Consider the following 24,620-nt stretch of genomic DNA (forward strand, 5'->3'; position numbering starts at 1 on the left):
TTTCTTTTGGATTGAATTATTTATCTGGATAAAACAAATGCTGCATCCGCTGTAAAACTAATTCATTGCCGACAAAAAACAACGTGTCGCCAGCACAGATCTTGGCATAAGGTCCGGGAGATAACAATAATTCGTTCTTCTGTTGGATCGCGATGATGGTCGCACCGGTTTCATGCCAAATATTCAACTCATTGATCGTTTTTTCCAAGTGTGCCGCAACTTCCGTCAGCGTCAATTCATAAGGAACAAACGGCGCAACGTTATGAACGCGTTTCGTTTGCAAGATCAATTGATTCAACAGTTTACTGACAGAATCCAGCTCTTGCTTTTGTTTCTCAACACTGGCTTGAATCTCAGTATTTATTTCTTGGATCGATTGCACATCTTGATATTTTTCAAAATAAACTTGCGCTTTTTCCCGCGAGCGGACATACGCTCCGCTGCCGTGGCGGACTTCCATGATCCCAAGATCCACTAAAACATTGATCGCTTTGCGTGCCGTTTCTGGCGAAACATTGAAATTGCTGGCCAATGTCGAGCGTGCATGGATTTTTTCTCCTACTTGATACCGTTTATCGGCGATTCGTTCGGCGATCTCTACTGCTACTTGTTGATAGCGCGGCAGTAAAATCCGCTTCTTGTTTTCCCCTTCCATTCCTATCCCTCTTTTTCTGCAGAATTCTTTCCAAGCATAGCATATTTTTTTCAGAAAAGCTGTAATCACTATGTATCGGTAAAAATGAAGTTGTTAGTGTTTTCCTCTTTAGAATTTAATCATAGAAACAAATTTTTTTAAGATATCTTTCGCAATTTCGGCTAAAAAAAGTTACGCTATCCCAGATTGCCGATTCTGCTGAATGTTACGGCAGCATGACTAGCAAAACGGCATGAAAAAAATGAAGTAATTCTACAGAAATTAGGAGTGATTTTTTGCATTTTTTGATAGGTATTATTGGGTTGATTCTTGTTTTAGCCTTAAGTTTTTTGATCAGCAATGATCGTAAAAAAATTCGCTATACGCCGATTTTGGTCATGTTAGTATTGCAATTTTTATTAGGATTTATTTTATTACGAACGACTGTAGGAACGACCATCGTCAGTGGGTTGGCCGGTGTGTTTGATTCCTTGCTGAGTTTTGCCGGTTCAGGAGTCGCATTTGTTTTTGGCGGGATCGCCAACAAAGGCAGTTTTCCGTTTTTCCTAAATGTTCTGATGCCGATTGTCTTCATCTCTGCGATCATCGGAATCTTGCGTTACATTAAGATTTTACCGCTCTTCATGAAAGGGATCGGGCTTGCGCTCAGCAAGATCAATGGAATGGGAAAATTAGAATCTTACAACGGGATTGCTTCGGCGATCTTAGGACAGTCTGAAGTATTTATTTCCATTAAAAAAGAACTTCCTTCATTATCTGAACAACGTTTAACGACTATGGGAATCTCAGCGATGTCGACTGTTTCCATGTCGATCGTTGGTTCTTATATGGCATTGATCCAGCCGCGGTATGTGATCACTGCGCTAATCTTGAATCTATTCGGCGGCTTTTTGATTGCCTCAATCGTGAATCCTTATCAATTGGAAAATGACGAATTGGTGATCGAAGAAGACAAAGAACAAACCTTTTTCCAAATGTTGGGCGAATATATTTTAGACGGCTTCCACGTAGCTGTGACTGTGGCCGCGATGTTGATTGGTTTTGTCGCATTAATCGCGATGATTAACTTTATTTTTGCTCAGATCACCGGTCTGACCTTTCAAGAGATTTTAGGTTATGTATTTGCGCCATTGGCTTTCATCACAGGGATTCCTTGGAAAGAAGCGGTTGACGCCGGTAGCTTGATGGCTACAAAATTAGTGACCAACGAATTTGTAGCTATGACTGAGTTAGCAAACGGCAATTGGGATTTCTCAGCTCGTACGACAGCGATCATTTCCGTTTTCTTAGTCTCTTTTGCCAACTTCTCTTCCATCGGGATCATCTCCGGTGCTATGAAAGGTTTGAATGAAGAAAAAGGCAATTTAGTTGCCAAGCATGGTTTGAAAATTTTGTTAAGTGCCAGTTTAGTCAGCTTTTTAAGTGCGATTATTACAGGCTTGATCTTCTAAGTCAAAAACACCGATCACCATTCCAAAACGGGATGGTGTAGTCCCCCTGAAAATATCAAGAAAAGAATACCGACAAATATAATTTGCGTTTATCTCAAAAAAATTGCAGAAATTAATTTTAGACTATACCAAAAGAATTTCTCTGAAGTTCTTGCGATAAAAAATTTTAATCTGTATCTCTTTCCTTCTCGAAATGGAGAGAAGCAGCCCTTAGATCATGCGCCCCCTTGGCGTGTGATCTAAGGGCTGCTAATCGTGCCAATCTGATGAGCATTGGCATGCACTCCATCTGCAAAACGTTTGGGAATTTTCTCTATAAAAAGCATTCTGTATCTTTTTCCCTAGTGTTTTTTTCATGATGATACTGTCCTTTCATTTTAATTCAGCAAAATATTGAACGAATTTAGTTGTCCAATTGACTGGGGATATCTCAAAGCATCCTTGCCACTTTTTTAGGTAAACATAGGTTTATTTTTTTTTCCTAACTAAAGTATAATAGTAATGAGAAAAGTGAATCTATTGTTGATAGTGAAAGCGTGAGGCAAATATGAAAAAGCAAATAGTCTTAAAGAAGCTTAAGAGGCAAATCTATGAAGGAAAATATCTTTTAGGCGTGGCTACCGCGACGGGAATGAGCGCAGTCAATGCTAAAAATGGCGGAGCAGATATAATTTTAGCTTTAAATTCTGGTAAATTTAGGCAGATGGGCAGAAGCTCATTAGGTGGCTACCTTCCATTCGCTAATAGTAATGATTTAGTACGAGATTTTTCTACAAGAGAGATACTACCCCTTCTTGAGAATTTTCCTGTTTTATTTGGTGTGAATACGACTGATCCCTTAATGGATTCAACAGGGTTGATTAAATATATCTATGAAAATAATTTTGCTGGCATAGTGAATTATCCAACGATTAGTCTGATTGATGGACAATTTAGAGAAGCTTTGGAGGAAGATGGAATTACTTTTAATCAAGAAATAGAATTTATTGCCGCTGCAAAAAAATTTGGTTTATTTACGATGGGCTTTGTCACAAATACTCATGAGGCAGAAATGATGGATCAAATACGTCCTGATATTCTTTGTATTCATCTCGGTCTCACTGAGGGTGGTAGTTTGGGTGCCAAGAAAATGCGCTCTTTTGAGAATATGCTGATGACGATTCAAGGAATATGCGCCTTGCTAAAAAAACAAAATTCAACAAGTATTATTATGGTTTATGGTGGGCCAATCAACGACCTGATAGAAGCTCGTTATATTTATAATAAATTTCCAGAGATAAAAGGATATATTGGTGGATCAACATTCGAAAGAATCAATTCGGAACAGATTTTATCCTCACAAATCAAGTCTTTTAAAGACGCGACACATACTCATCATAATAATTTGACGATACAAATTTTAGAAGGTATTGAAAAATACTATGATCCTGTGGACTTCGTCAAAAAATATATTAGTGAGAATTATTCTACTACTATCTATATTAGCGAATTAGCTGAATTTTCGAATTTGTCCCCAAGTTACCTGAGTGATCTGTTTAAGAAAAAAACTGGAATAAGCTTTACAGAATACCTAATCAAATTTCGGTTGAATAAATCGATTGAACTAATGAACTCCACTGATTTGAGATTAGTTGAAATAGCTACTCTAGTTGGTTACCCGGATTATGCACAATTCAATAAAATCTTCAAAAAATATATACATCAATCACCCAAAAATTACAGAGAATCTAATATATAAACTATTTTCTAGTTTAATAAAACGTTTTCAAACCATACTTATCCCCCTATAATTACCTTGTAAACAGTAAATATTACCGAATAAGGAGGTATAAACAATTGAAAACGGTAGCTTTAGTTGGGACTTTTGATTCAAAAGGGACAGAGTATCAATATATTAAAAAACTTTTGGAAGATCTCGATCTGAACGTCTTTACTATCCATATTGGAGTTTTTGAACCTTCATTTGTTCCAGACATCGATGTCTCTGAAGTCGCTGAACAAGTGAATGAGAATATTGAGTTGATCCGCAAACGAAATGATAGGGCTTACGCAACAGATGTATTGTCAAAAGGATTAGAGATTCTTTTGCCTAAGTTGTATGCCAAAAATTTATTTGACGGGGTCTTATCTTTTGGTGGTACAGGAGGAACTTCATTGGTGGCTCCCGGAATGCGGCAGCTGCCAATTGGAGTTCCAAAATTGATTGTTTCGACAGTAGCTTCAGGAGATACTAGTGTCTATGTTGGTACAAGCGATATTATCATGATGCCTTCAATCGTAGATGTTTCTGGCCTAAATAAGATATCAAAAAGAATCTTTGGGAATGCGGTATCTGCTATGGCCGGATTATTGAATTATCGTTTTGAATCGGAGGAAGATGCACGCCCATTGATTGCTACAACAATGTTTGGCGTGACTACTCCAGCTGTTAATTTTGCTAGAGAATATCTTGAAAAAAATGGCTTTGAAGTTTTGGTCTTCCATGCTACCGGAGTTGGCGGTAGGACAATGGAGTCCTTGATAGCAGATGGCTATTTTAAAGGCGTACTTGACCTCACAACGACTGAATGGGCTGACCAACTAGTAGGTGGAATTCTAAATGCCGGGGAAAAGAGACTTGACGCAGCAGTAGCCGCAAAAGTTCCTCAAGTAGTCTCACTTGGTGCGCTAGACATGGTCAACTTTGGTCCATTTGACACTGTGCCAGAGAAATTTAAGGAAAGATTATTCTATAAACATAATCCTACGGTTACTTTGATGAGAACAACTGTTGAGGAGAATAAAAAGCTAGGTGTAATAATTGCCGAAAAGCTAAACCAATCACAAATAGAAACTATTTTAATTATCCCAAAAGATGGCTTTTCAGGAATCGATATAGTCGATGGTCCTTTTTATTCACCAGAAGCAGACCTGGCATTAATCAATTCGATAAAGGAACATTTAAATAATAAAAATGTTCAATTAATTGAATTAAACAATGCAATTAATGATCAGGAATTTGCGGAATTTTCTGCGCAAAAACTGATTAATCTAATAAATAAGGAAGGAATTTAAATCATGAATACTCAAACAAGAAAAGAAGTAGTTGCTTCGTTTAAAGAAAAAATTAACACTGGAGAGATCCTTGTCGGTGTAGGAGCAGGAACTGGAATAACCGCCAAAAGTAGTGAAGCTGGTGGCGCAGATATGCTAATCATCTATAATTCTGGTCGTTATCGCATGGCCGGTAGAGGATCTTTAGCGGGGCTTCTATCTTATGGTGATGCAAATCAAATTGTTGTGGAAATGGGACAAGAAGTCCTTCCAGTAGTAAAAGAAACTCCCGTATTAGCTGGGGTTTGTGGGACTGATCCCTTCCGTGTAATGGATATCTATTTAAAACAATTAAAAAATCAAGGATTCAATGGCGTACAAAATTTCCCAACAGTTGGATTAATTGATGGTGTATTCAGACAGAATCTTGAAGAAACAGGAATGGGTTATGATTTAGAAGTTGAGATGATTAAAAAAGCTCACGAGTTAGATATGTTAACCACTCCTTATGTATTTGATCCGGAGCAAGCTAAAAAAATGGCGGAAGCTGGAGCAGATATTCTAGTTGCTCATATGGGCCTAACAACTAAAGGAACGATTGGTGCCAAAACTGCGCTGACCTTAGATGATTGTGTAGAAAAAATTGAAGCTATCATCGAAGCTGGGAGAGCCGTTAATCCTGAAATCATGGTAATTTGTCATGGTGGCCCAATTGCTGAACCAGAAGATGCAAAATATGTTATTGAGAAAACAAAAGGCATTGATGGCTTCTTTGGTGCCTCAAGTATTGAACGCTTTGCGGCAGAAAAGGGTATCCGAGAACAAACCGCAGCATTTAAAATCATAAAAAAATAAATAGATTTTAATATTTTTAAAATATTGTAAATCCTTATACCAAGAAACCAGATAAAATCTTATTTTAGTAGGATTATATCTGGTTTTGAATTTATTTTATAAAAAAATCTCGTTCATCCTAAACCTCACTTGGAGAAGATTAGCAGAAATATTAGAGAAATTATTCAGATTCTATCCCCACTTAGAAAAATAATCATGCTTATAAATATTGAATTTTCGTTATAATTAGATTCTACAGCAAGTCCGAAAACTGTTTCCAACCGTTTCAACCTCAACTGAATTCTAATCATATTTCACACTTTCAATTTTTTATTCTAAGATTTGCCAATTTTTAATTCTCACCATGTATACGTGTGTGTCCCCATTGCTTTGAATTCTCCAAATAATTGTGAAATGGACGCTTCATGATATTACTAGTTTTTGTTTCTATTTCTACATACGATCCATTATACAGTAGCGTTCCATCATCAAGATAGATACTCTCTTTATTTTTTAAAATGGACCTTTTGAGAACCTAACCATTTTTTGAATACGATTAATATTTAAGTATTCCTAAGTATTACTACAACACCACATTACGAGTCAAAAAAAGAGAGCTGATCAATAACGCAAACTTTGCGGCTATTGATCAAGCTCAACAGAAAATATTTAAATATATTGAAACTTACTATAACACCAAACGAATGCATTCTGCTCTTGGCTATCAATCTCCTAGAGACTTTGAAAAAAACTAGACACTTATTCTCTTAACTAAGTGTCTAGTTTTTCTTGACAATTCCATCTTAACATTTCCAATTTTGGTCTAACTTTTTGGAGTCAGTACACACCGGGACGCTCTTTTCTTAAGTATATCTTGTAAGGAAGAAAAAGAAGTAGGAATCCATGAAATTTACGAATTTCCACTTTAAAAAAAACAAGTCTCTTAAGTTAATGACGTTGCATATTCGTGCAGCTTCTTTTAAACGATTAGATTGTTTTTAATTTAATAAAGTGTCCCGCGGCAGATTCAATAACTTGTTCTACTTGATAGTGAGGGACAAATTGCGGCTCATCGATCTCCAATAAAGTGACTTCTTTGCCAAAGCCGGGAATTCCTACGACTAAGTTTTCTGTTTCTAAATGCAATTGCATCACATTTTGTAATTTGCTTGAGATTTCTAGGACTGTCTGCTTATCTTGGTTTTGATACCAATTTTTTTGGCGCAACAGTCGCAGTCCATTTCTTAAGATAGTGTTTTGAATCGTTTTTTGGCGAACAACTTCTTTCCACATCATCGGCTAAGCCGCCTGCTCTTTCACTGTGACCGTCACTCTGACTCCTAAAGCACGGCCAGTGTCGATCAGCTGTTCAGCAATTTTTGCAGGGCAATCTAAATAAAAGACGAACGCTGTATAATTTTTAGCAAACCGCTCTAAAAACTGTTTTCCTTCAACGAGTAACGATTCTCCAGTCAGACTTTCATAAAAAATAACTTGTTTGTTGCGTAAGAAAGTCTGCGGCAGACTTTTTTTCACTCCTACAACGGCGACTTTTTCACCTTGATAGTGACGTTTGATATGGTTCCATAGTTGTTGTGCTGGTTCCGCTTTCTTTTCAAGAGTAAACAATTGATTAACTTCCTTTCAGATTTTAATTTATCGCTTGCAGGAAATAGCCCTGCTGCTGGTAAATCATGCAAGACCATCACCTCCCATTCTTGCAAAAAAATAACAAATCACATTGTATCTATCATATCAGCTTCTAATTTTAAAGCAAGCCAAAAAAAGACTTTCGAGTTTTGCTAAACTCAAAAGTCTTTAGGTTTACGGCTGTTCGTCTTCAACAACTCCATATTCATATGGTGAACCTTCATAGAAAAATTGATTCGAAACCGTTGCTTCATTATCTTGCGCGATCAGTTCTTTGCGAAACGGGAATCTGACTGCTTGGCCATTGATCGTTTGATCTCCGGGTAAAATGTAGACGAGTTTTTTGTCAGGGATCGGTTTGTTCAACTGCTCCATCACTTCATCGATCACTTGCTGATCGGTCATTGCCGTTTTTGCCACGTTTTGATAATCTGCTAAAAATGCCGTTTGTCCTTCAAAATAGGTCTTATCCATTTTCTCCGCCCTCTCCTGCATTTATTTTAAAGACTCGCTTAGTCAGCCAAGTCCAGATGCCCTGCTGCTGTCTGATATGCTGGCCAACTGCCGGCAAATTCCACCCGAATCAATGCTAATTCCGGATATTTTTTGATTGATGTAACAATCGAATCAATCAATTTCCCTTGCATCGCTAAATATTCTTGTGGCGCTAACAGCGTATCTTGATCAAGTATTTTGCGATAATCTTGATTTGCTTGAACGATTTCATGAAAAGCCGCCTTAAAAGATCGTTCAATTTTGCGGGCAAATTTTGCTTCATTATCAGTTGTGTAAGCTACTTCTGCCTTTTCTGCTGAAAAAGTCGTATAGATCAATGGTACCGTCGATACCGGTTTGACCGGCGATACATAATAAAAAGCCTCTTCTAAAATATCTAATGAGATCGTCAGTTTCATAACTTCTCCTCTTCTTTACTGAAGGAATTTCCAAAAACAGTCTTCTTTTCTATATTTTGATTATAACATTGCCTTCAGCTTTTTTACTTTGATTTATCTCCAGCAAAAAAAGGATGCGACAAAAGTCGCATCCTTTTTTCCGAATAAGTAGTCTGTTACAACCGCTTAGAGCATCACTGTCATCGTTGCGGCAGCTAAAATCAATACCAAGCCGATGATCGTAATCGTCATTTCTTTTTTTGTTTTCTTTTGTCCTAAGAACCAAATACCTGTCAACGTTGCTAAAACAACTGATGTTTGAGATAAAATGAAGCCGGTCGCTAAACCATTCATATTTGGTTGTGCAGAGATCAAGTAAGTCAATGCAGCGAAGGCGAAAAAGAAACCAGAGAAAATATGTTTATAAGAAACAGCTTCTGCAAAAGCCGATTTGTCTTTGCCTTTCACACTCAAATATACTGAATAAACAACAGCAACTAAGAGCATTCCGATTGCTTGCGGTAAGAAGGCATGCATGCCGTCAATGCTTGTTGCTTGCGGTGCAGCTGAATATGCCCAATAACCGATTTCGCCGACTGCTAATAAGATCACAGCTTTTTTCAAGATGCTGGCTTTTTCTTGCGTTTTTTCCTCTGTCCAAACAGTCATCCATGCACCAAGAATAATCAAGATCAAAGCTAGTCCGCCTAATAATTTAGCGCTCGTTCCTGGCCAGTTTCCTAATGCGAATACGCCCCAAAGAGAAGCTCCTAGCAATTGGAAAGCTGTAGTGATCGGCATTGCTCGTGATGAGCCGACCATTGTAAATGATTGGAAAGTAATGATCTGTGCAGTTGCCCAGCCGATCCCTGAAAGAATCGAGAAGACTAGATCCATTCCAGTTGGCAGGCTGATACCGTTAACTGCCGCAAAAACTAAAGCAAAAATCAATGTTCCTAAAGTTGAACCTAAAATTTGATTAACTGGCCGACCGCCGATTTTTGATGCGATCGTAGGATACAATCCCCAACCAAGTAATGGTCCTAATCCGATTAAAAGTGCTGTTGCGTTCATATTTTTTCTCCCTTCACCTGTCTAGAATACGACGCCGCTTTCCAATAAAATATTGGCATAAGGAGTCATTTCTCCTGTCCGAATAAATGCTCGGCTATCGTGCAGTGCCGCTTTCATTTCACTATGCGGGATAAATGTTACCGGCATTTCTGGTAATCGCTCTTGAATTTGTTTCAACATTGCTGGATTTTCTGTTTTGATTTCTTCAGCTAAATAAATTCTTTGAACTTCTAATTCTTCCAAAACATTATTTAAAACATCCATAAAACTTGGAATACCATTATCGACGGCTAAATCGATTTTTTCTGTTGTCATCGGGACTGGCATACCAGCATCACCGATACTTATTTGATCGAAGTGCCCCATTTGTGAGATCACGCGTAAAATATCTGAATTAATAACTTTTCCTTTTTTCATTGTAAACATCCTTTCCTTATTTCAATTCATTTTTGTATGGGATAGAAGGTTGCGCACCAAAACGTTGAACAGTTAGTGATGATGCTTTGTTTCCATATTCGATGGCTTCTTCTAAATTACTAAAATCAGTGGCTAAGACACTGCTCATTGCGCCGATAAATGTGTCTCCCGCCGCAGTCGTATCCACAGCATTCACTTTGAAAGCTGGTACGATTCCGCTTCGGCCTTGCACATCATAATAGGCTCCTTTGCTGCCGATCGTGATGATCACGGCTTCGATTCCCAATTGATGTAACTGCTCTGCTGCAGCCTTCAAACTAGCTTCATCTGTAACTTTGATTCCAGTCAAAATTTCTGTCTCAGTTTCATTTGGAACGATCATATCTGTAACTTTCAATAATTCTTCAGGAACGTGTTCTAAAGCGGGTGCTGGATTTAAAATTGTTTTTACTCCAGCTTCGCGGGCGATTTTAAAAGCTTCGACCGTGCTTTCTAAAGTGCTTTCAAATTGGGCAATCACAAAGTCGCTTGCTTTGATCACGTCGGCTTGTTCTTGCACTTGTTGCGGCGTAAACACGTTGTTGGCGCCTGAATGGATCATGATGCTGTTTTCACCTTGATCATCCACAATGATGTAAGCTTGACCGGTTGCTTGTTTTTCTAATGTTTGCACACCAGCTAATTCAATGCCTTCATCTGCTAATAATCCGCGCATCATTTCCCCTGCTGCATCGTTGCCGACAGCACCGATGAAATTTGTCGCTGCTTCAGAACGTTTAGCTGCAACGGCTTGGTTTGCGCCTTTGCCTCCGCCGGCTGAGAAAATTTCTTTCGTGTGCATCGTTTCACCTGGTTTTGGCATTTGCTTCACTCGGATCGTGCGATCAAGATTTATACTTCCAATAATTGTAATCGTATTCATTTTGTTCACTCCATCTCTAATTCTTAAGATTTATTTGCTCATTTAGTTTGAATTAAAACGTTTTATTAAAACGTTTTAATTCGACACCAAAAATATAGCACAGCTTGAAAACTATTTCAAGTGTGCAGTTGAAAAACGTTTAACTAATTGTACAGGCAAGGTTTTCTCTTCCCAATCTTTCTCAGGTCGTTCCACTCTTTCCAGTAATAATCCCGCCGTCGTCTGCCCCAATTCATAGATGGGCTGAGCGATCGTCGTCAATTGCGGCGTGACGTATTCACACATGTCGACATCATCGTAACCGATCACACTATAGTCTTGCGGAATTTTTTTTCCCAACTCGGCAAAACCTAAATACAATCCAAAAGCTAATTCATCATTGATCGCAAACACCGCCGTCACATCTGTCTCCACAACGGCGTTGGCTGCTTGGCGTCCGCCCTTTTTGGACATTTTTGCATAAATTAAAACAGCTTCTGGATAAATTGTTTGAAAACCTATCAGCCGTGTCTGGATATTTTCTGTCGCATTTTCTGGTAAAACAACGGCGACTTTTTGATGCTCCAATTGTTTCAAATGTTCCGCTGCCATTTTTCCGCCTGAAAAATCATCAGTCAAAACTGCGTCACTAAATCCTTCTGCTTTTTTTTGATCCAAAACAATGTATGGAAAATTCTTTTTTCGCAGCGTCTCGTTGATCGCTCGATTAGAAATCGCTGAACTAGCGATAATATAGCCGTCGACCCCGCGGCGACTCAATTCTTCTAAATAATCGGTCTCTTTTTTTGTATCCAAATCGGCGTTGCACAGCATCGTCACAAAATTCTCACGATATAAAACGCCTTCAATCCCGCGAACCAGCGTACTAAAAAACGGATTCGTGATATCTGGAACCAACACACCTATGGTCTTGCTTTTTTTCATGATCATCCGGCGCGCAAAATAATCCGGTTCATAATGTAATTCGGCTTTAGCTGCCAAGACTTTTTCAACTGTTTTCGGACTGAACTTTTGATCATTTCCGTTTAAAATCTGGGAGACCGTTGCAATTGAAACCCCTGATCTTTTGGCAACATCTTTGATGGTGATTTTTTTGTTTTTCATCTGATCTCTCCTACCTCAAACTCTGCTACATTTTCTCATGAATAATCAACCCTGTAAATACGCTCATTGTAAACTTGCTATGCCGTGCAGATTTTTTTATACTGCTAATGATGGATCAATCAATGTTTTCAGCTTATTTTTTTACATTTTCAATCGATCAATCAACTGTTTAAAAATAGAAAGAAGTGAAGGCATGAATCGGACAGCAAAAATCCTTTTAGGGATCGCTTTGTTTCTAGTCGTTGGACTGATCATTGCGGGAAATTATTTTTACACGTATGCGGTCGTTCCAACTAAAAAAGACTTTATCGCGACGCGTTCTGAGAAAAAATCAACCCAATTAGCTGCCGCTGAAAAATGGTTCAAAAATAATCACAGTACTTGGCGGCTCACCTCAAAAGACGGCTTGAAACTAGCGGCGTATTATCTGCCCGCTAAAACGACTCAGCATAAAACAGTTATCATTGCCCACGGCTATATGGGCCAAGCCGCTGATATGCCGCAATACGCCAAGATCTATCATGATCTCGGCTATAATATTTTGCTGCCCGATGCTCGCGGACACGGCAAAAGCGAAGGTGCTTATATCGGTTTCGGCTGGCCGGAACGAAAAGATTATCTTCAATGGATCGATCGAATCATTGAAAAAGATCCCCATGCTGAAATCATACTTCATGGAGTCAGCATGGGCGGAGCAACGGTAATGATGACTAGCGGTGAAAAATTACCGAACAATGTCAAAGCCTTCGTGGAAGACTGCGGTTACAGCTCAGTTACGGCTGAATTGAGTTATCAATTAAAACAACTCTTCAATCTCCCCGCATTTCCGTTGGTCCCCGTTACTAGTTTGATCACAAAAATTCGAGCAGGTTATTTTTGGGGCGAAGCAGACGCAATCAAACAATTGAAAAAAAATCATCGTCCAATGCTCTTTATTCACGGCGACAAAGATGATTTTGTCCCTTATTCGATGCTCGATGAGGTCTACCACGCAACAAAAGGACCGAAAGAACGCTATGTCGTTCACGGTGCCAAACACGCCGGATCATTAAGCAAAGACCCCGATATGTACCAGGCAAAAGTCGCCCATTTTGTTCAGCAATATGTTCCCTGATCTCTTTTAGTTAAAAAAACGTATCTTTGGCGTGTTCGTCAAAGATACGTTTTTTTATTGTTGACCATATGTCGCAAATTTCTCCAAGACTTCTTGCATTTGTGCTTGATTTAATAGTTTCGGCGTCCCGATGGAGCGGGCGCGATAATCCAGTTTTGCTAAAAATTCAATATCTTTTGCCACACTGAAGGCGCTGGGAAGATCTGGACCGATCGTTAGGACGCCATGATTTCCTAATAAGATTCCATTGTCTTCGTGGATAAAATTAAAGGCTTCTTCAGCTAATTCGTAAGTTCCAAAGGTTTTGTACGCGCAACAGCGGACTTGTTCACCTACGGAACCGATGATGTAATGCAGCGGCTCAATTGCTTGCTGCAGACAGGCAAAAGTCGTCGCGTATTCTGAATGTGTATGAACGACAGACCGTACCTCTGGTCGATTCGCATAAAAAATACTATGCAGCTCATACTCACTTGATGGTTTGCGCGTTCCTTCCAAAACGTTGCCCTCTAGATCCATCAAAACGATGTCTGCGGATTTTGTTTCAAAATAAGGGACGCCGCTTGGACTGATCAGCATGACTTGTTCTTCAGGCAAATACAGACTGATATTGCCGCCAGTTCCGGTAGTCAAATTTTCAGTAATCAGCTTTTTGCCGTATTCAACAATCAACTCGCGTTCTTTTTGGTACTTCATTTTTTTGCTCCTATCAATAAAAATTATTTTCAGGTTGTTCCGTTAAATAGCGTTTTAAATCATAAGGTGAAAAAATTCCCCGATCAGTCACGACCGCACCGATCAATTCTGGCGGCGTAATGTCAAAAGATGGATAAATCGCTTTGACTCCTGCTAACGTGTGTTTGATCCCATTTAATTCCATGACTTGCTCCGGATCGCGCATCTCGATCTTGATGCTTTCGTGCGTCAGTTTATCTGTATCTGGAATTCCAGTAACAAAATAAGGGATACCAAAACGCTGCGCTAAAATCGCGATTTGATATGTACCGACTTTATTGGCGATATAGCCGTCTTGAGCGATCGTGTCGGCTGCCGAAGTAAAGAGATCGATCTGTTCATGTTCCATCAAATACGCGATCATGTTATCAGAAACGACGGTCGTATCAAATCCCATTTCCGCACAACAACTGGCAGTCAGCTGCGCCCCTTGCAAATACGGGCGTGTTTCGGCACAAAAAAAGCGCAGCGTTTTTTGTTGTTCAAGCGCTTCACGCAACAGCATTCCGATGATCGTTTCTCCGAAACATTGCGTTAGAACTGTCCCGTTGTCAGGGATTTTTGCGATCAAGTATTTCGCCACTTGATTCATCGTATAATAGCGGCGGTTCAAAGAATCAATCGTATTTTGCTTGATTGCTCCTGTGGGGTCTTCGCCTTTTGCTAATGCTGTTTCTGCGACTGCCACACACTTTTCAGTGATCAAGGTCATCCGATTAGCAGTCGTTGGACGCGCATTAGCAATCGTTGCTGCTGCTTTTTTTAAATACAACAGCTGAGCTGCAGGCGTTAAATTTTTGCTTTCTTCTGCCGCCAATGCCATGCCCATTCCTGCCGCCGTGTATGGTCCCGCACTTTGCGTCACCATATCTGTGATGGCTTGCGCGACTGCTTGATGGGTCTCGCATTCGACAAATTCTACCCGTGTCGGATAGATTCGCCGATCTAAAATACGAACCTTGCCATCTTCATACCAAGCGACATTTTCATATTGCAGCAATGTCGGCATCGTATAATCTTGTCTTTCCAACTTACTCACCTTCTAATTCATTGATTCTATCGATCAGTTGACTGCCGCTAGTAATGTGCTTGCGATCGATAATTAATTGGATTCCTAATTTTAATAACATTTGCTCTGCTTCTGCTTTTTTCTCTAACGGGATCAAAGATAATTCTTTGACCTTTGAATTGCCTACCACCCGCCGAATGATCTCTGTTCCAGCATACCCAACCGCATCTGTCAAAATCTCTTGCAGTAGCGCCTCTTTAAATGCTTGGTTTCGATAAAGCGAAAAAGTCACCGCTTCATCGTAGTATTCAGCTAATTTTTGTCGAACTTGATCATAAACTGTCCCGATCGTTTGTTTGATCCACTGATGGAACACTTGATCGACTGTCGGGTCAAACAAATTTTTGACTAGCGGAAAATAAAGATGGGCGATAACATTACCGATGTCATAGCCCGCCGGTCCATAAAAAGCAAACTCCGGATCAATGACTTTCAAACCGGTTTGATTGATAAAAATAGAACCGGTATGAAGATCGCCATGCACCAATGATTGAGCATTGTTCATAAAGTTATTGCGCAACAGCGCGACCTCGGCTTGCAACGGGGCATTCTCGTATAAATTTTTGATGACAAACGACTCATTACCGGGAGTCAAAACATTTTGCTGCTTATAGTCATCGTAAGGTTCGGTAAAGACCAAATCTTCGCTGATATCGCACATCTCAGGATTAATGAAATCTTTGACCCGCAGCTTTTTCACCTCGCGGTCCAAAACAAGATCACTCGTAAAAAGCAGTGTCCGAGCCAAATATTCCGTGATTTCCTCACTAAAGTCAGGAAAGATTTTCTTTTCGATCAATTCATAACGCATGTTTTGATAATCTGAGATATCTTCCATCGTCAAGGCATACATTTTTTGATCATAATGATATACTTCCGGTACAAACCGCGGTGCCAACTCATTTTGCAACCATAAGATCTCTGCTTCGATCCGATTGCGGTCGATGGTCAATGGCCGCCCAGAAGAACGCAACAAGACATCCGCTTGCTTGATGATCAGACTTTCTTGCGTCGCTTGATTTACCACCCGAAAAATATAATTGATGTTCCCATCGCCAATCTCAGTCACCGTTAACGGATCCGCGCTGGAAAAAGCACCCAATTTCTCCACCACATATTTTTTGACCGCTGCGCTGTCCATTAAAAAATGCTCTTGATATGTCGTTGTTTCATTCGGTGTGATCCTCATAATATCACCTCATTCATTTCATTTTACTATCGAGAAACGTCTCACAAACTCGATCAGCTTCTAGTACGTTATGTTTTTTTCTTTTGCTTATCGTCCACAAAATTCATTTTATTAAGAAAAAAACACCCACCTAAAAGTTTACATTTAAACAAGTCAAATGCAACTTTTCGGTGAGTGTTCTTATTTAATCATAATTTTTGTGCCGATGGTGATGGTCGGTAGCTCTTTATCTTCTACGTAGAGTGTACCCGGAAGTTCCGCCGTTTCTGATCCATCAAAGCGTAAGGTGATATGGCCTAAGTCATCCAAATTTTTCTTTACCACATCTCCGACTGCGGTGATTTTGTAGCTTTGATCGTCAAAAGAAAAATTCATTCCTGCGGTGATCTCATCGGTCGATGGCGACAACTGGATATTGTAACAGTAATCTGCTAATGTTTCCGGCGCGTCATTTCCAAAGAGAATCAACATTTTTTCTTGTCGAAACATCTCTGCTTCAGGTCCAATATGGGTAACGTGTGTCTCAAAAATCATCCTTCATCTCTCCAAACATTTTTAACTATATAATCCAAAACTTGCTAACCAAGCAACAATTACTCTTGGCACACCATTTAAGAAGCGGGAATATAAAACGGATGGTACCCCAACTTCAACTGTTTCTGCTTCAGCTTCTTCTAATCCTAAACCAACTGGGATAAAATCGCAGGCATTTTGCGTATTGATCGCAAACAATGCTGGCAATGCTAATTGCGGTGGAATGTTTCCTTTTCCAATCTCAACCCCGATCAAAGTTCCCAAAATTTGGCTGATAACCGCCCCAGGTCCTAATAACGGTGATAAGAATGGCAATGAACAGATAAAACCAATAATGATCAATCCAAAAACATTTCCTGCCAGCGGTTTCATTAAATTAGCAAAAACCGTTCCGATCCCTGAACCTTGAATAATCCCAATCAATAATGAAACAAAAGCCATGAACGGAATCACAGTATTGATCATTGTCTGTACGCCTTCACGAGCGGATTGATTGAAGGTTGCTACAACTTTCCCGGCGCCCATCCCGATTTTAGCGATAAAACTTTGCTGTTCTGCTCGTTGTTCCGTAATTTTTTTGTCAGTTGAATATTTGTATTTCTTTTCAGCCGGTTCTTCCGTTGCGTGAAGTGTTGCGCTCTCTTCAGTCAATGTGATTTGATTAAGGCCTACTGCGGAAACATAAATATCTTCAGTAATGTATTGCGCTAACGGACCGCTTTTTCCAGTTGGGACGATATTGATCGTTGGAATATTTTTCTTTGGGTAGATCCCGCAGCGTAACGTCCCGCCGCAGTCGATGATCGCTAAAGCGATTTCATCATCAGGAATAGATGTTTTGAATCCATTAACAGCTTCCATACCAGTTAATTCAGCAATTTTATCTACGATCGCCGGTTTTTCGCCGCCGCCTGTTACATAGATAAATTTGTGTTTTTCTTCAGTTGGTGTGATCACTAAAGGGCCGCCGAAACCGCCATTTCCCTTCACTACTTTAATACTATTATAAGCCATGTTTGTTCCTCCTAATAGATTCTTCTCTACTTTTTATCTTGGATACAACGTCATAGGTCGTATTAGTCGACTAATTTAACTTCTTTGCTTAGTTCGATTCCTTGCTGCTTGCAAACGAATGCTGTCGTGAAGTCTGTTACCCAGCCGCCGATAAAGTTCATTACGATCCCAACAAACATATAGCGTATGGCTAGTTCCATCGAGTTTAGACCTAATTGAGTGATTCCTTGGGCAATCCCCATCCAAACAAATAATTCACCGGGATTGATATGAGGGAAAACACCATTACTCGTATGACAAAACTGTGCTTGGGAAGCGTAATAACTTGGTTTGTAATATTCTGGTAAAAAGCGAGCCATAGTGAAAGACATTGGATTTCCTAACATAAAAGCGGAAACAAATGGCAAAATCAAATAGCGAGTAAATGGATTTTTAGAAGACGCTTTAGCAATTTTCGTTACACGTTCTTCTCCTAAAAAGGCGATCAGTGTGTTCATGGCAACCATCAACATCAAAACAACGGGGACGATCCCAGTCATCCAACTAATAAAGGTTTCTGCTCCGGTTTGGAAGAGACTCATAAATCCTTCCGCAAACTTTGTAATATAATCCATTCTTATACACGTCCTTTAGTAAATTTTGTTTGAATCGAATGTTTCATCAACGATAACTGCGTCCCTAGATTCATCAGTGGAGAAATAGGTTTCGTTTCTTGATAATTTCCCTTTTCAACTGCTAAATAGACCTTTTGTGCATTTTCTGCTGCTTGACGCGTCAATTTATTCTCTTTTGTTAAGATAGCTGACTCCATTAATTGATGGATATCGATCCCGACAAATTGGGGACGCGCTTTAAACCGAGCCACTACGGAGATTCCTTGCATCATCTCTGCTTCTTGAATGATTCCCTTATCTGAAACGCCTAATAATAAAATCGTTCCCGAAGCAATTTTTCCAGGTCGGCGGCCAATAGCCACTTTTCCTTTACGTTTCATCCTGATATAGACTGTGTTAAAATTTTTGATTTGCTTCATTCCTAACAAAATCTGAAAAATGTAAGCAATAATGGCAATAACTCCTAAAACGATGATGTTCATTTGATCCCGTCTCCTTCCACAATTAACTGACAGTAATCTTCTTTATTATTGATTTGCTTGACTTCTTTTCGCAGCGTATCATTTGCTGAAATAACAAAGATCGTATCATAAAAACTCAATAATTCTTTTTCCATAGCGAGTGTTAAATTTTCCGGAATCGCCACTAAAAAAACTAATTCAATGTCTTCCAAAGAAGAGCCTTCTGCATAGGTTCCAATCATTACTAAAATTTCTTCGATCTGATGATTGATTCCGTGAGGAAAAGCGATTCCATTCCCGATTACGGCAGATTCTTCTTTAGCCTTTTCTAAAATATAACTTTTAAATGTCTCATCGACCTTCTGCTTGATTACTAATTCATCTAACATCATTGTTAGATTTTCTTCATAAGAAAGTTGCTTATCCAGCTGCATGAAGTTCATCTGAATGTGATCAAAAATAGCTGCTTTCGTCGCAACGATCCGTTTCCACTCGCTCAGCAGCCAATTTTCATTGAACAAATCTGTCAGCTTGATCACTACGGTCGTCGCCTTTGTATGCTTCAATGGAACCGTGGTAAAAACTGCAAAATAACGATCCAGATCCTTGGTCTCATATTCTTCTTCAGAATAATGCGAGATTCGAATGTTGGGACCTAGGACGGTCTCTAGTTGACGTTTGATCATCAATGCTGTTCCTTTGCCTGTATTGCAGACGACGGCGATTTCTTTCATCTTTGTCTGATTATCAGATTTTAATGCGAGTTCAAAATAGATCGCCAAGTAAGAGATCTCTGAAATTTGCTTTGGCTTTTGTAAAAATTGTGCCAAAGCATTGATTCCTAATTCTGCCAGTTCATGAGCAAAGGCATGTTTTTGCTTGAATTCCTCGTGAAAGATATCATACGTCTCTACTTGAAAAATCAACCGATTGATTAAAAACATGAAATGAGTACGCAGATTAATGAACAATTCTGCTTGATCCAAATTAATAAGGACCGCTGCATTGATCTGATCCATCATGAATTGAAACACTTTTTTCACTTCGGTATTATCGGCTTTTGTTTCAAGTACTAAATTATTATTAAAAATATTCAGTGGAAAACATAGAAAGTCAAAATCAAATTGACTGATTGTCAAACTATATTCTGTCGCCAAACTGACAAACAAGTCTTCTAGCAGCGGGTCACCTTCAAAATAATTGATATAATGAGGAACACTTTGTGCAAGAGCATTGCCTGAACGAATCCGTTGAATAGTCAAAGTTATTGTTTTTTTCATCAAACCCAAGGTTCGGAAATCTAATTTTTTATCCAACGCGATTGAATCAATTTGGCGTAATAATTCCTCACTCAAATTCGGCTGCTTCAAGTAATCGTAAGCATGATGCAAATACAATATGCGCAGCTGTGCTTCCGTTCCATCCATCAATAGTCCTTTATTAGGTGTACCAATTAAAGAGACCTGATAGCTTTTCATAATTTTTTTTAGATGACTTAAATCCTTGTTTACCGTCGATCGGCTAACTCCTAAAATTTCAGATAGATCATCAATTACGATATAATCGGTTTGTTTCATAAAACAATCGATCAAAACAGCCATTCGCTTCGTACTTGAATTAAAATCTGTTTGTTGTTTTAAACTTCCATTCATGATCTCTGAAAATTGTTGAGAGTCGATTATTTTCAATGAATAAATTGCGTTATTTTCTTCGATCATTGCCGTACATTCCATCTGATCGTTTAATAATTGAATCGTTTTTTTGGTGGTTTGAGCACTCGTACCAGTTATTTTCTGCAATTCCTCTAAACTCAAATAATCTTGGGTAATAAAATGTTGCAGTAATTGATACCAGCGATTGATCAATGCCATCTTGTTACCCCACCTTCTGTTTATCCGCGAGTTTTTCCTCCAGCAACATTGGTTGTAATACCAGTAATATAACTAGACCGGTTAGATAGATAATAGCATACCAAATCGGCAACTTCACTGAGTTTTCCACTGCGGCCTAACGGGATGGTAGTTGTTTTGCTATAATTTTTACGCAAATCATCAACACTGATTCCGCGGGTATAGGCTAATGCTGTTTCATATTTTACCGTTCGCAAGCCTGTTTCTTCCATAATACCCGGAGCGATTCCCACTACGCGAATTCCTTTTTTGCCTAATTCTTTTGCCCAAGAACGTGTATAACTATTAACTGCCGCTTTTGTTGCGGCATATGGGCTCTGACCTTCTGAACCTTCGAGCCCACTTTCAGATGACATATTGATGATGACGCCTTCGCTTCTTCCCACCATGTTGCGCACAACGGCCTGAGTCATTAAAAATACGCCTTTTTGATTGATGGCTATAATTTTATCAAAGACTGCATCTGACAATTCAAATTCTCCATGCGGATCAGCTGAATCTACTAATAACCGCGGCACATTGATTCCCGCGTTATTCACTAAACCATCGATCTGACCTAAATCTTTAATGACTCGCGCCACGTTTTCTTCTACTTGTTGACGATCCGAAATATCTGTTTGGTAAAAATGCAGATTCTCATGAGCCTGCTTACCTTCTTGAAGATCAAAATTCGCTACCGCTACACCTTGCTCCAACAACTCATCAATAATGCTAGCGCCAATCCCTGAAGAACCTCCCGTTACGATTACTTTCTTTCCTGCAATGTCTAACCAATCTGACATTCATTGTTCCCTCCTCTTATTTACAAACCAAGTATAAAGCGCTTTCCGAAAATGATTAATACACTCTTTTTTTTGTCATTAAAAAAAAAGAGAGACTAATTTGTGAAAAGAAAAAAAGCTATACCAGAATTTCTGGTATAGCTTTCTTAATTTAATTAGAATTCTCCAGGATTGGATTCGATCATTACTTTGATCTCATTGCCTTCCATTACTTTATCAAAGGCTTCACGCCATTCTGTTAATGGGTATTTCTTCGTGATCATTTCATCGATATTGATCGCGCCTTTGGCTAATAGATGGATCGCGATTGGCCAATCGTAAGGATTTTGTGACCGGCTGCCAATGTACTCAATTTCTCGTTGGATAATCGATTCAGTATCTAAGTCCACCATTTTATTAGCAAACAGACCGACTTGGACGAATTGTCCTTGTTTGCGGAGCAATGGTAAGCTGGCATTAACTGCTGGTACAGCTCCTGATGCGTCGTACACTTTATCAACACCGTAACCGTCTGTTACTTCATTGACGATCGCTGCTAAGTCTTCTTTCATTGTGTCGACTACGATATCTGCGCCAAGTTTTTTAGCCAAAGCTAAGCGATGAGCGTCTTTAGTGATCCCTGTCATGATGACAAAAGCACCAATTTCTTTAGCGATTTGTAACAGGAATAAGCCGATTGGACCAGGTCCCATGATAATGATTGTATCTTTTAGTTCTAGATGGCTTTTTTGATACATCGCATGGACACAACAAGCCAATGGTTCACTCATCGCAGCACCTTCATAACTTAAATGGTCTGGCAATAGATGGATACTTTCTTCTCGTGCCAATACGTAATTTGCCATCGAGCCATTTTGCTGCGTCCCGATTCCTTTACGGTGCGGACACAAATTGTATTGTTTTTCTTTACAGTAGTCACATTCGCCGCAAACATAAAAAGTAGTTTCACTTGTTACCCGATCACCGACTTTGACTTTGGTTACCTTATCGCCGACTTCAACAACTTCACCGGAAAATTCATGACCCAGCACAACTGGTGTGGTAGGATTTTTATATTCGCCCTTAAAAGTATGGATGTCTGAACCGCAAATACCGGTGTAAGCAACTTTAATCAAGACTTTGTCTTCTGCCGCTGTGGGAACTGGCAGATCGATAAATGCCATTTTGTCATATCCTGGTTCTTGTTTTGAAACGCCCTTCATCATTTTCGTCATTTCTGTCTCTCCTCATTCATATTAAGGAAAATAATTTTTATCGAAAAAATTATTTTGATTACTATTTTTTTAAATTTAAATGCCTTTTGTTTTTGTAATTATTCGCCAAAGATTAGATCACTTGTGCAACTAATTCTGAGAATTTCAAGAAGATCCACTTCAAGAAGTTACCGCCAGTGTCTAAGTTTGTGATTTGAGCTGCGCCGTCAGGGAATTTTACGATTCCTTGCGCCATTTCAGTAATAACTGGTGAAAAATCAGTCGCCATCAATAATGCTAAAGCCATAACGACAGTCAAAGAAATAACTGAGTGCAAGATATTTCCTTTACGGCTAGGTACAACTAAAGCTGCAAAGAATGGAATCGTTGCTAAGTCACCAAATGGCAATACACGGTTTCCTGGTAAAATGACAGCTAAGAACAATGTGATCGGTACCATCAAAAGACCTGTCGATAATGCTGCGGGTGAACCGGTTGCTAAAGCTGCATCCATTCCTAGATAGATTTCGCGATCGCCATAACGGCTTTGTAATAATTTTTGTGCGCCTTCTTGAATTGGGATCAAACCTTCCATCAAGATTTTTACCATCCGTGGCATCAAGAACATTACACCGCCCATGTTCATTCCCATTTGTAAAATGCCAATAAAGTCATAACCGCCTAGCAAGCCAAGGAACATCCCGATGATAATACCCATGATCATTGGTTCCCCAAAAATACCAAAACGTTTTTGAATTGTTTCTGGTTTCACGTCTAATTTGTTGATACCAGGAATTTTATCGACTAACCAGCCAACTGGTAATGCCAAAATAGCATAACCTTGAGCAGAACCGGTTGTGATACTGATTCCTTCTAATCCGTAATACTCTTGAACTTTTGGTGCTGTTTTATCCGCGATAATTTGAATGATAATCGTGAATAAGATGCCGCATAAGATGCCAAAGAAAAAGCTTTTTGTTACAATATAACCAGTTGCTGCTACAGAACTAACGTGCCAGTAGTTCCAGATATCGATGTTTAGTGTTTTGGTCCGATTCAATGCTAACATGATCAAATTTACCACTAAAATGACTGGAATCATTACAGCCGCGATTGGTTGCGCCCATGTCCCGGCTGAGACTGCTGGCCAGCCTGCGTCAATGATCGTCAAGTTCAATCCGAACCGTTCAACCATCGCTTGTGCTGCTGGACCTACATTTGTGGTCAAGACATTGATGACCAAGTTGATCCCGATCATCCCGATACCTACAGTGATCCCTGAAATAATTGCTTTTTTAACTGGAACTCTAAAGATAATCCCAACAATGAAGATAATGATTGGCAGCATAACACTTGCGCCAGCACCTAAAACACTCTGTACTGCGTTCATTAAACTATCCATAAATTCCTTCCTCCCAATTCGTTTTAGTCTAGGTTTCTAAAGACCTTGCTGTTGTTCAACTATCCAGCAAACGATCTTCAAATGTTACTAATATTTCCCGTACATCAATTACGCTGTACTTCGTCTTATTCAAAATCTTTATTCCCAGCTGCGTCAACTGTAAAAAACAGCATTAGAAAATCGCGCTAGTCGCCAAGCAGCAGACATTCGCTTACAGATAAACGAACGTGCTTTGAAACTCATGAACTAGCGCCTTATCCAAAGTTATTAAATTCCTTTAGCTACTTCAAGAATTTGATTTTCGATTTTTTCTGTTCCGATCCCTGTTAAAAATGCCATCGCAGAAATTGCTGGAATTTTGTATTGTGTTGGCAACATTGTTGTTGAAATCAACATGTCTGCACTGTCTTGTCTTCCGGCTGCTTCTGAAATTTTGATTTGTGTAATCTCTACCGGCAAATTGTTTTTAGCGAATAATTCCTCGACTTTTTTCATCACTACCGTTGATGTTGCGATTCCTGCTCCACATGCTACTAATACGCGAATTGGTTTCATAATATTTCTCTCCCT

At 39.3% G+C, this 24,620-nt stretch carries 26 protein-coding genes and 1 pseudogene; 6 read left to right on the plus strand and 21 right to left on the minus strand.

All coding sequences use genetic code 11. From position 1 onward, the window contains the following. Nucleotides 1-16: 16 nt before the first annotated feature. Nucleotides 17-655: a GntR family transcriptional regulator gene (locus tag FFM63_RS03725; RefSeq protein WP_137608986.1), complete on the minus strand. Its 639-nt coding sequence runs from the start codon at nucleotides 653-655 to the stop codon at nucleotides 17-19. Nucleotides 656-930: 275 nt separating this feature from the next. Here FFM63_RS03725 and FFM63_RS03730 point away from each other — a divergent pair, with 275 nt between their 5' ends. From FFM63_RS03730 to FFM63_RS03750, 5 genes and pseudogenes are all read left to right on the plus strand, one after another. Continuing rightward, a complete protein-coding gene (locus tag FFM63_RS03730) occupies nucleotides 931-2,106 on the plus strand; it encodes a NupC/NupG family nucleoside CNT transporter (protein ID WP_137608987.1) in 1,176 nt (391 codons plus the stop codon). A gap of 547 nt (nucleotides 2,107-2,653) precedes the next feature. Then, nucleotides 2,654-3,844, plus strand: a complete 1,191-nt coding sequence (locus FFM63_RS03735; RefSeq protein WP_137608988.1) for a phosphoenolpyruvate hydrolase family protein — start codon at nucleotides 2,654-2,656, stop codon at nucleotides 3,842-3,844. Between the two features lie 98 nt (nucleotides 3,845-3,942). After that, nucleotides 3,943-5,160 (plus strand): Tm-1-like ATP-binding domain-containing protein, encoded by a 1,218-nt coding sequence (locus FFM63_RS03740; protein ID WP_137608989.1) that lies wholly within the window; start codon nucleotides 3,943-3,945, stop codon nucleotides 5,158-5,160. 3 nt (nucleotides 5,161-5,163) lie between these two features. Then, nucleotides 5,164-5,994 carry a phosphoenolpyruvate hydrolase family protein gene (locus FFM63_RS03745; protein ID WP_137608990.1) on the plus strand — a complete coding sequence of 277 codons (831 nt, stop codon included), beginning with the start codon at nucleotides 5,164-5,166 and terminating at the stop codon, nucleotides 5,992-5,994. A 587-nt stretch (nucleotides 5,995-6,581) separates the two neighbouring features. After that, nucleotides 6,582-6,728, plus strand: a pseudogene (locus tag FFM63_RS03750) (IS3 family transposase); the annotation flags it as partial. Between the two features lie 232 nt (nucleotides 6,729-6,960). On the opposite strand, the gene FFM63_RS03755 reads toward FFM63_RS03750, so the two are convergent. From FFM63_RS03755 to rbsR, 8 genes are all read right to left on the minus strand, one after another. Beyond that, a complete protein-coding gene (locus FFM63_RS03755) occupies nucleotides 6,961-7,269 on the minus strand; it encodes a hypothetical protein (protein WP_246033279.1) in 309 nt (102 codons plus the stop codon). A 3-nt stretch (nucleotides 7,270-7,272) separates the two neighbouring features. Continuing rightward, nucleotides 7,273-7,602 carry a hypothetical protein gene (locus tag FFM63_RS03760; RefSeq protein ID WP_137608991.1) on the minus strand — a complete coding sequence of 110 codons (330 nt, stop codon included), beginning with the start codon at nucleotides 7,600-7,602 and terminating at the stop codon, nucleotides 7,273-7,275. A 195-nt stretch (nucleotides 7,603-7,797) separates the two neighbouring features. Further along, complete coding sequence (locus FFM63_RS03765; RefSeq protein ID WP_137608992.1) at nucleotides 7,798-8,097, minus strand: DUF5960 family protein; 300 nt, start codon at nucleotides 8,095-8,097, stop codon at nucleotides 7,798-7,800. 38 nt (nucleotides 8,098-8,135) lie between these two features. Then, a complete protein-coding gene (locus FFM63_RS03770; RefSeq protein WP_137608993.1) occupies nucleotides 8,136-8,537 on the minus strand; it encodes a hypothetical protein in 402 nt (133 codons plus the stop codon). Between the two features lie 165 nt (nucleotides 8,538-8,702). Continuing rightward, nucleotides 8,703-9,590: a ribose/proton symporter RbsU gene (rbsU, locus tag FFM63_RS03775; RefSeq protein ID WP_137608994.1), complete on the minus strand. Its 888-nt coding sequence runs from the start codon at nucleotides 9,588-9,590 to the stop codon at nucleotides 8,703-8,705. Nucleotides 9,591-9,611: 21 nt separating this feature from the next. Next, nucleotides 9,612-10,007 (minus strand): D-ribose pyranase, encoded by a 396-nt coding sequence (rbsD, locus tag FFM63_RS03780; protein WP_137608995.1) that lies wholly within the window; start codon nucleotides 10,005-10,007, stop codon nucleotides 9,612-9,614. A gap of 16 nt (nucleotides 10,008-10,023) precedes the next feature. Next, complete coding sequence (gene rbsK, locus FFM63_RS03785; protein WP_137608996.1) at nucleotides 10,024-10,929, minus strand: ribokinase; 906 nt, start codon at nucleotides 10,927-10,929, stop codon at nucleotides 10,024-10,026. 111 nt (nucleotides 10,930-11,040) lie between these two features. Further along, a complete protein-coding gene (gene rbsR, locus FFM63_RS03790) occupies nucleotides 11,041-12,033 on the minus strand; it encodes a ribose utilization transcriptional repressor RbsR (protein WP_137608997.1) in 993 nt (330 codons plus the stop codon). Between the two features lie 193 nt (nucleotides 12,034-12,226). On the opposite strand from rbsR, the gene FFM63_RS03795 reads away from it, so the two are divergent. After that, nucleotides 12,227-13,147 (plus strand): alpha/beta hydrolase, encoded by a 921-nt coding sequence (locus FFM63_RS03795; RefSeq protein ID WP_137608998.1) that lies wholly within the window; start codon nucleotides 12,227-12,229, stop codon nucleotides 13,145-13,147. Nucleotides 13,148-13,201: 54 nt separating this feature from the next. Here the strand turns inward: FFM63_RS03795 and FFM63_RS03800 are convergent, their stop codons facing one another. The 12 genes from FFM63_RS03800 to FFM63_RS03855 all read right to left on the minus strand — a co-directional run bounded on the left by FFM63_RS03800 (nucleotide 13,202) and on the right by FFM63_RS03855 (nucleotide 24,605). Then, nucleotides 13,202-13,843, minus strand: coding sequence for an L-fuculose-phosphate aldolase (locus FFM63_RS03800; RefSeq protein WP_137608999.1), 642 nt, complete (start codon nucleotides 13,841-13,843; stop codon nucleotides 13,202-13,204). 13 nt (nucleotides 13,844-13,856) lie between these two features. Then, nucleotides 13,857-14,912 (minus strand): s-methyl-5-thioribose-1-phosphate isomerase, encoded by a 1,056-nt coding sequence (locus tag FFM63_RS03805; protein WP_137609000.1) that lies wholly within the window; start codon nucleotides 14,910-14,912, stop codon nucleotides 13,857-13,859. A 1-nt stretch (nucleotide 14,913) separates the two neighbouring features. Continuing rightward, on the minus strand, nucleotides 14,914-16,140 hold the full coding sequence (gene mtnK / locus FFM63_RS03810; RefSeq protein WP_137609001.1) for an S-methyl-5-thioribose kinase: 1,227 nt from the start codon (nucleotides 16,138-16,140) through the stop codon (nucleotides 14,914-14,916). Between the two features lie 180 nt (nucleotides 16,141-16,320). Beyond that, nucleotides 16,321-16,674 carry a PTS glucitol/sorbitol transporter subunit IIA gene (locus FFM63_RS03815; RefSeq protein ID WP_137609002.1) on the minus strand — a complete coding sequence of 118 codons (354 nt, stop codon included), beginning with the start codon at nucleotides 16,672-16,674 and terminating at the stop codon, nucleotides 16,321-16,323. Between the two features lie 21 nt (nucleotides 16,675-16,695). Then, nucleotides 16,696-17,688: a PTS glucitol/sorbitol transporter subunit IIB gene (srlE, locus tag FFM63_RS03820; RefSeq protein WP_137609003.1), complete on the minus strand. Its 993-nt coding sequence runs from the start codon at nucleotides 17,686-17,688 to the stop codon at nucleotides 16,696-16,698. A 62-nt stretch (nucleotides 17,689-17,750) separates the two neighbouring features. Then, nucleotides 17,751-18,302: a PTS glucitol/sorbitol transporter subunit IIC gene (gene srlA / locus FFM63_RS03825; RefSeq protein ID WP_137609004.1), complete on the minus strand. Its 552-nt coding sequence runs from the start codon at nucleotides 18,300-18,302 to the stop codon at nucleotides 17,751-17,753. Between the two features lie 2 nt (nucleotides 18,303-18,304). Continuing rightward, nucleotides 18,305-18,784, minus strand: coding sequence for a transcriptional regulator GutM (locus FFM63_RS03830; RefSeq protein WP_137609005.1), 480 nt, complete (start codon nucleotides 18,782-18,784; stop codon nucleotides 18,305-18,307). Next, nucleotides 18,781-20,634: a BglG family transcription antiterminator gene (locus FFM63_RS03835; RefSeq protein ID WP_137609006.1), complete on the minus strand. Its 1,854-nt coding sequence runs from the start codon at nucleotides 20,632-20,634 to the stop codon at nucleotides 18,781-18,783. The genes FFM63_RS03830 and FFM63_RS03835 overlap by 4 nt, the downstream gene beginning before the upstream one ends. Nucleotides 20,635-20,654: 20 nt before the next feature. Then, nucleotides 20,655-21,455 carry an SDR family oxidoreductase gene (locus FFM63_RS03840; RefSeq protein WP_137609007.1) on the minus strand — a complete coding sequence of 267 codons (801 nt, stop codon included), beginning with the start codon at nucleotides 21,453-21,455 and terminating at the stop codon, nucleotides 20,655-20,657. A gap of 155 nt (nucleotides 21,456-21,610) precedes the next feature. Beyond that, entirely contained in the window at nucleotides 21,611-22,669 is a 1,059-nt protein-coding gene (locus FFM63_RS03845; protein ID WP_137609008.1) for a zinc-binding dehydrogenase, read from the minus strand. A gap of 112 nt (nucleotides 22,670-22,781) precedes the next feature. Then, a complete protein-coding gene (locus tag FFM63_RS03850; RefSeq protein WP_137609009.1) occupies nucleotides 22,782-24,050 on the minus strand; it encodes a PTS galactitol transporter subunit IIC in 1,269 nt (422 codons plus the stop codon). A 267-nt stretch (nucleotides 24,051-24,317) separates the two neighbouring features. Continuing rightward, the gene (locus FFM63_RS03855) at nucleotides 24,318-24,605 is read right to left on the minus strand and encodes a PTS sugar transporter subunit IIB (protein ID WP_137609010.1); all 288 of its coding nucleotides are present in this window, start codon (nucleotides 24,603-24,605) and stop codon (nucleotides 24,318-24,320) included. Nucleotides 24,606-24,620: the final 15 nt, after the last annotated feature.

This window comes from Enterococcus pingfangensis (assembly GCF_005405205.1).
GTDB lineage: Bacteria > Bacillota > Bacilli > Lactobacillales > Enterococcaceae > Enterococcus_A > Enterococcus_A pingfangensis.

Excerpts from the sequence above, each read along its gene's own strand:
- FFM63_RS03725 (WP_137608986.1), bottom strand. The coding sequence starts at position 655 with ATGGAAGGGGAAAACAAGAAGCGGATTTTACTGCCGCGCTATCAACAA.
- FFM63_RS03735 (WP_137608988.1), top strand. The coding sequence starts at position 2,654 with ATGAAAAAGCAAATAGTCTTAAAGAAGCTTAAGAGGCAAATCTATGAA.
- FFM63_RS03745 (WP_137608990.1), top strand. The coding sequence starts at position 5,164 with ATGAATACTCAAACAAGAAAAGAAGTAGTTGCTTCGTTTAAAGAAAAA.
- FFM63_RS03755 (WP_246033279.1), bottom strand. The coding sequence starts at position 7,269 with ATGATGTGGAAAGAAGTTGTTCGCCAAAAAACGATTCAAAACACTATC.
- FFM63_RS03765 (WP_137608992.1), bottom strand. The coding sequence starts at position 8,097 with ATGGATAAGACCTATTTTGAAGGACAAACGGCATTTTTAGCAGATTAT.
- FFM63_RS03770 (WP_137608993.1), bottom strand. The coding sequence starts at position 8,537 with ATGAAACTGACGATCTCATTAGATATTTTAGAAGAGGCTTTTTATTAT.
- rbsU (WP_137608994.1), bottom strand. The coding sequence starts at position 9,590 with ATGAACGCAACAGCACTTTTAATCGGATTAGGACCATTACTTGGTTGG.
- rbsD (WP_137608995.1), bottom strand. The coding sequence starts at position 10,007 with ATGAAAAAAGGAAAAGTTATTAATTCAGATATTTTACGCGTGATCTCA.
- rbsK (WP_137608996.1), bottom strand. The coding sequence starts at position 10,929 with ATGAATACGATTACAATTATTGGAAGTATAAATCTTGATCGCACGATC.
- rbsR (WP_137608997.1), bottom strand. The coding sequence starts at position 12,033 with ATGAAAAACAAAAAAATCACCATCAAAGATGTTGCCAAAAGATCAGGG.
- FFM63_RS03795 (WP_137608998.1), top strand. The coding sequence starts at position 12,227 with ATGAATCGGACAGCAAAAATCCTTTTAGGGATCGCTTTGTTTCTAGTC.
- FFM63_RS03800 (WP_137608999.1), bottom strand. The coding sequence starts at position 13,843 with ATGAAGTACCAAAAAGAACGCGAGTTGATTGTTGAATACGGCAAAAAG.
- mtnK (WP_137609001.1), bottom strand. The coding sequence starts at position 16,140 with ATGAGGATCACACCGAATGAAACAACGACATATCAAGAGCATTTTTTA.
- FFM63_RS03815 (WP_137609002.1), bottom strand. The coding sequence starts at position 16,674 with ATGATTTTTGAGACACACGTTACCCATATTGGACCTGAAGCAGAGATG.
- srlE (WP_137609003.1), bottom strand. The coding sequence starts at position 17,688 with ATGGCTTATAATAGTATTAAAGTAGTGAAGGGAAATGGCGGTTTCGGC.
- srlA (WP_137609004.1), bottom strand. The coding sequence starts at position 18,302 with ATGGATTATATTACAAAGTTTGCGGAAGGATTTATGAGTCTCTTCCAA.
- FFM63_RS03830 (WP_137609005.1), bottom strand. The coding sequence starts at position 18,784 with ATGAACATCATCGTTTTAGGAGTTATTGCCATTATTGCTTACATTTTT.
- FFM63_RS03835 (WP_137609006.1), bottom strand. The coding sequence starts at position 20,634 with ATGGCATTGATCAATCGCTGGTATCAATTACTGCAACATTTTATTACC.
- FFM63_RS03840 (WP_137609007.1), bottom strand. The coding sequence starts at position 21,455 with ATGTCAGATTGGTTAGACATTGCAGGAAAGAAAGTAATCGTAACGGGA.
- FFM63_RS03845 (WP_137609008.1), bottom strand. The coding sequence starts at position 22,669 with ATGACGAAAATGATGAAGGGCGTTTCAAAACAAGAACCAGGATATGAC.
- FFM63_RS03850 (WP_137609009.1), bottom strand. The coding sequence starts at position 24,050 with ATGGATAGTTTAATGAACGCAGTACAGAGTGTTTTAGGTGCTGGCGCA.
- FFM63_RS03855 (WP_137609010.1), bottom strand. The coding sequence starts at position 24,605 with ATGAAACCAATTCGCGTATTAGTAGCATGTGGAGCAGGAATCGCAACA.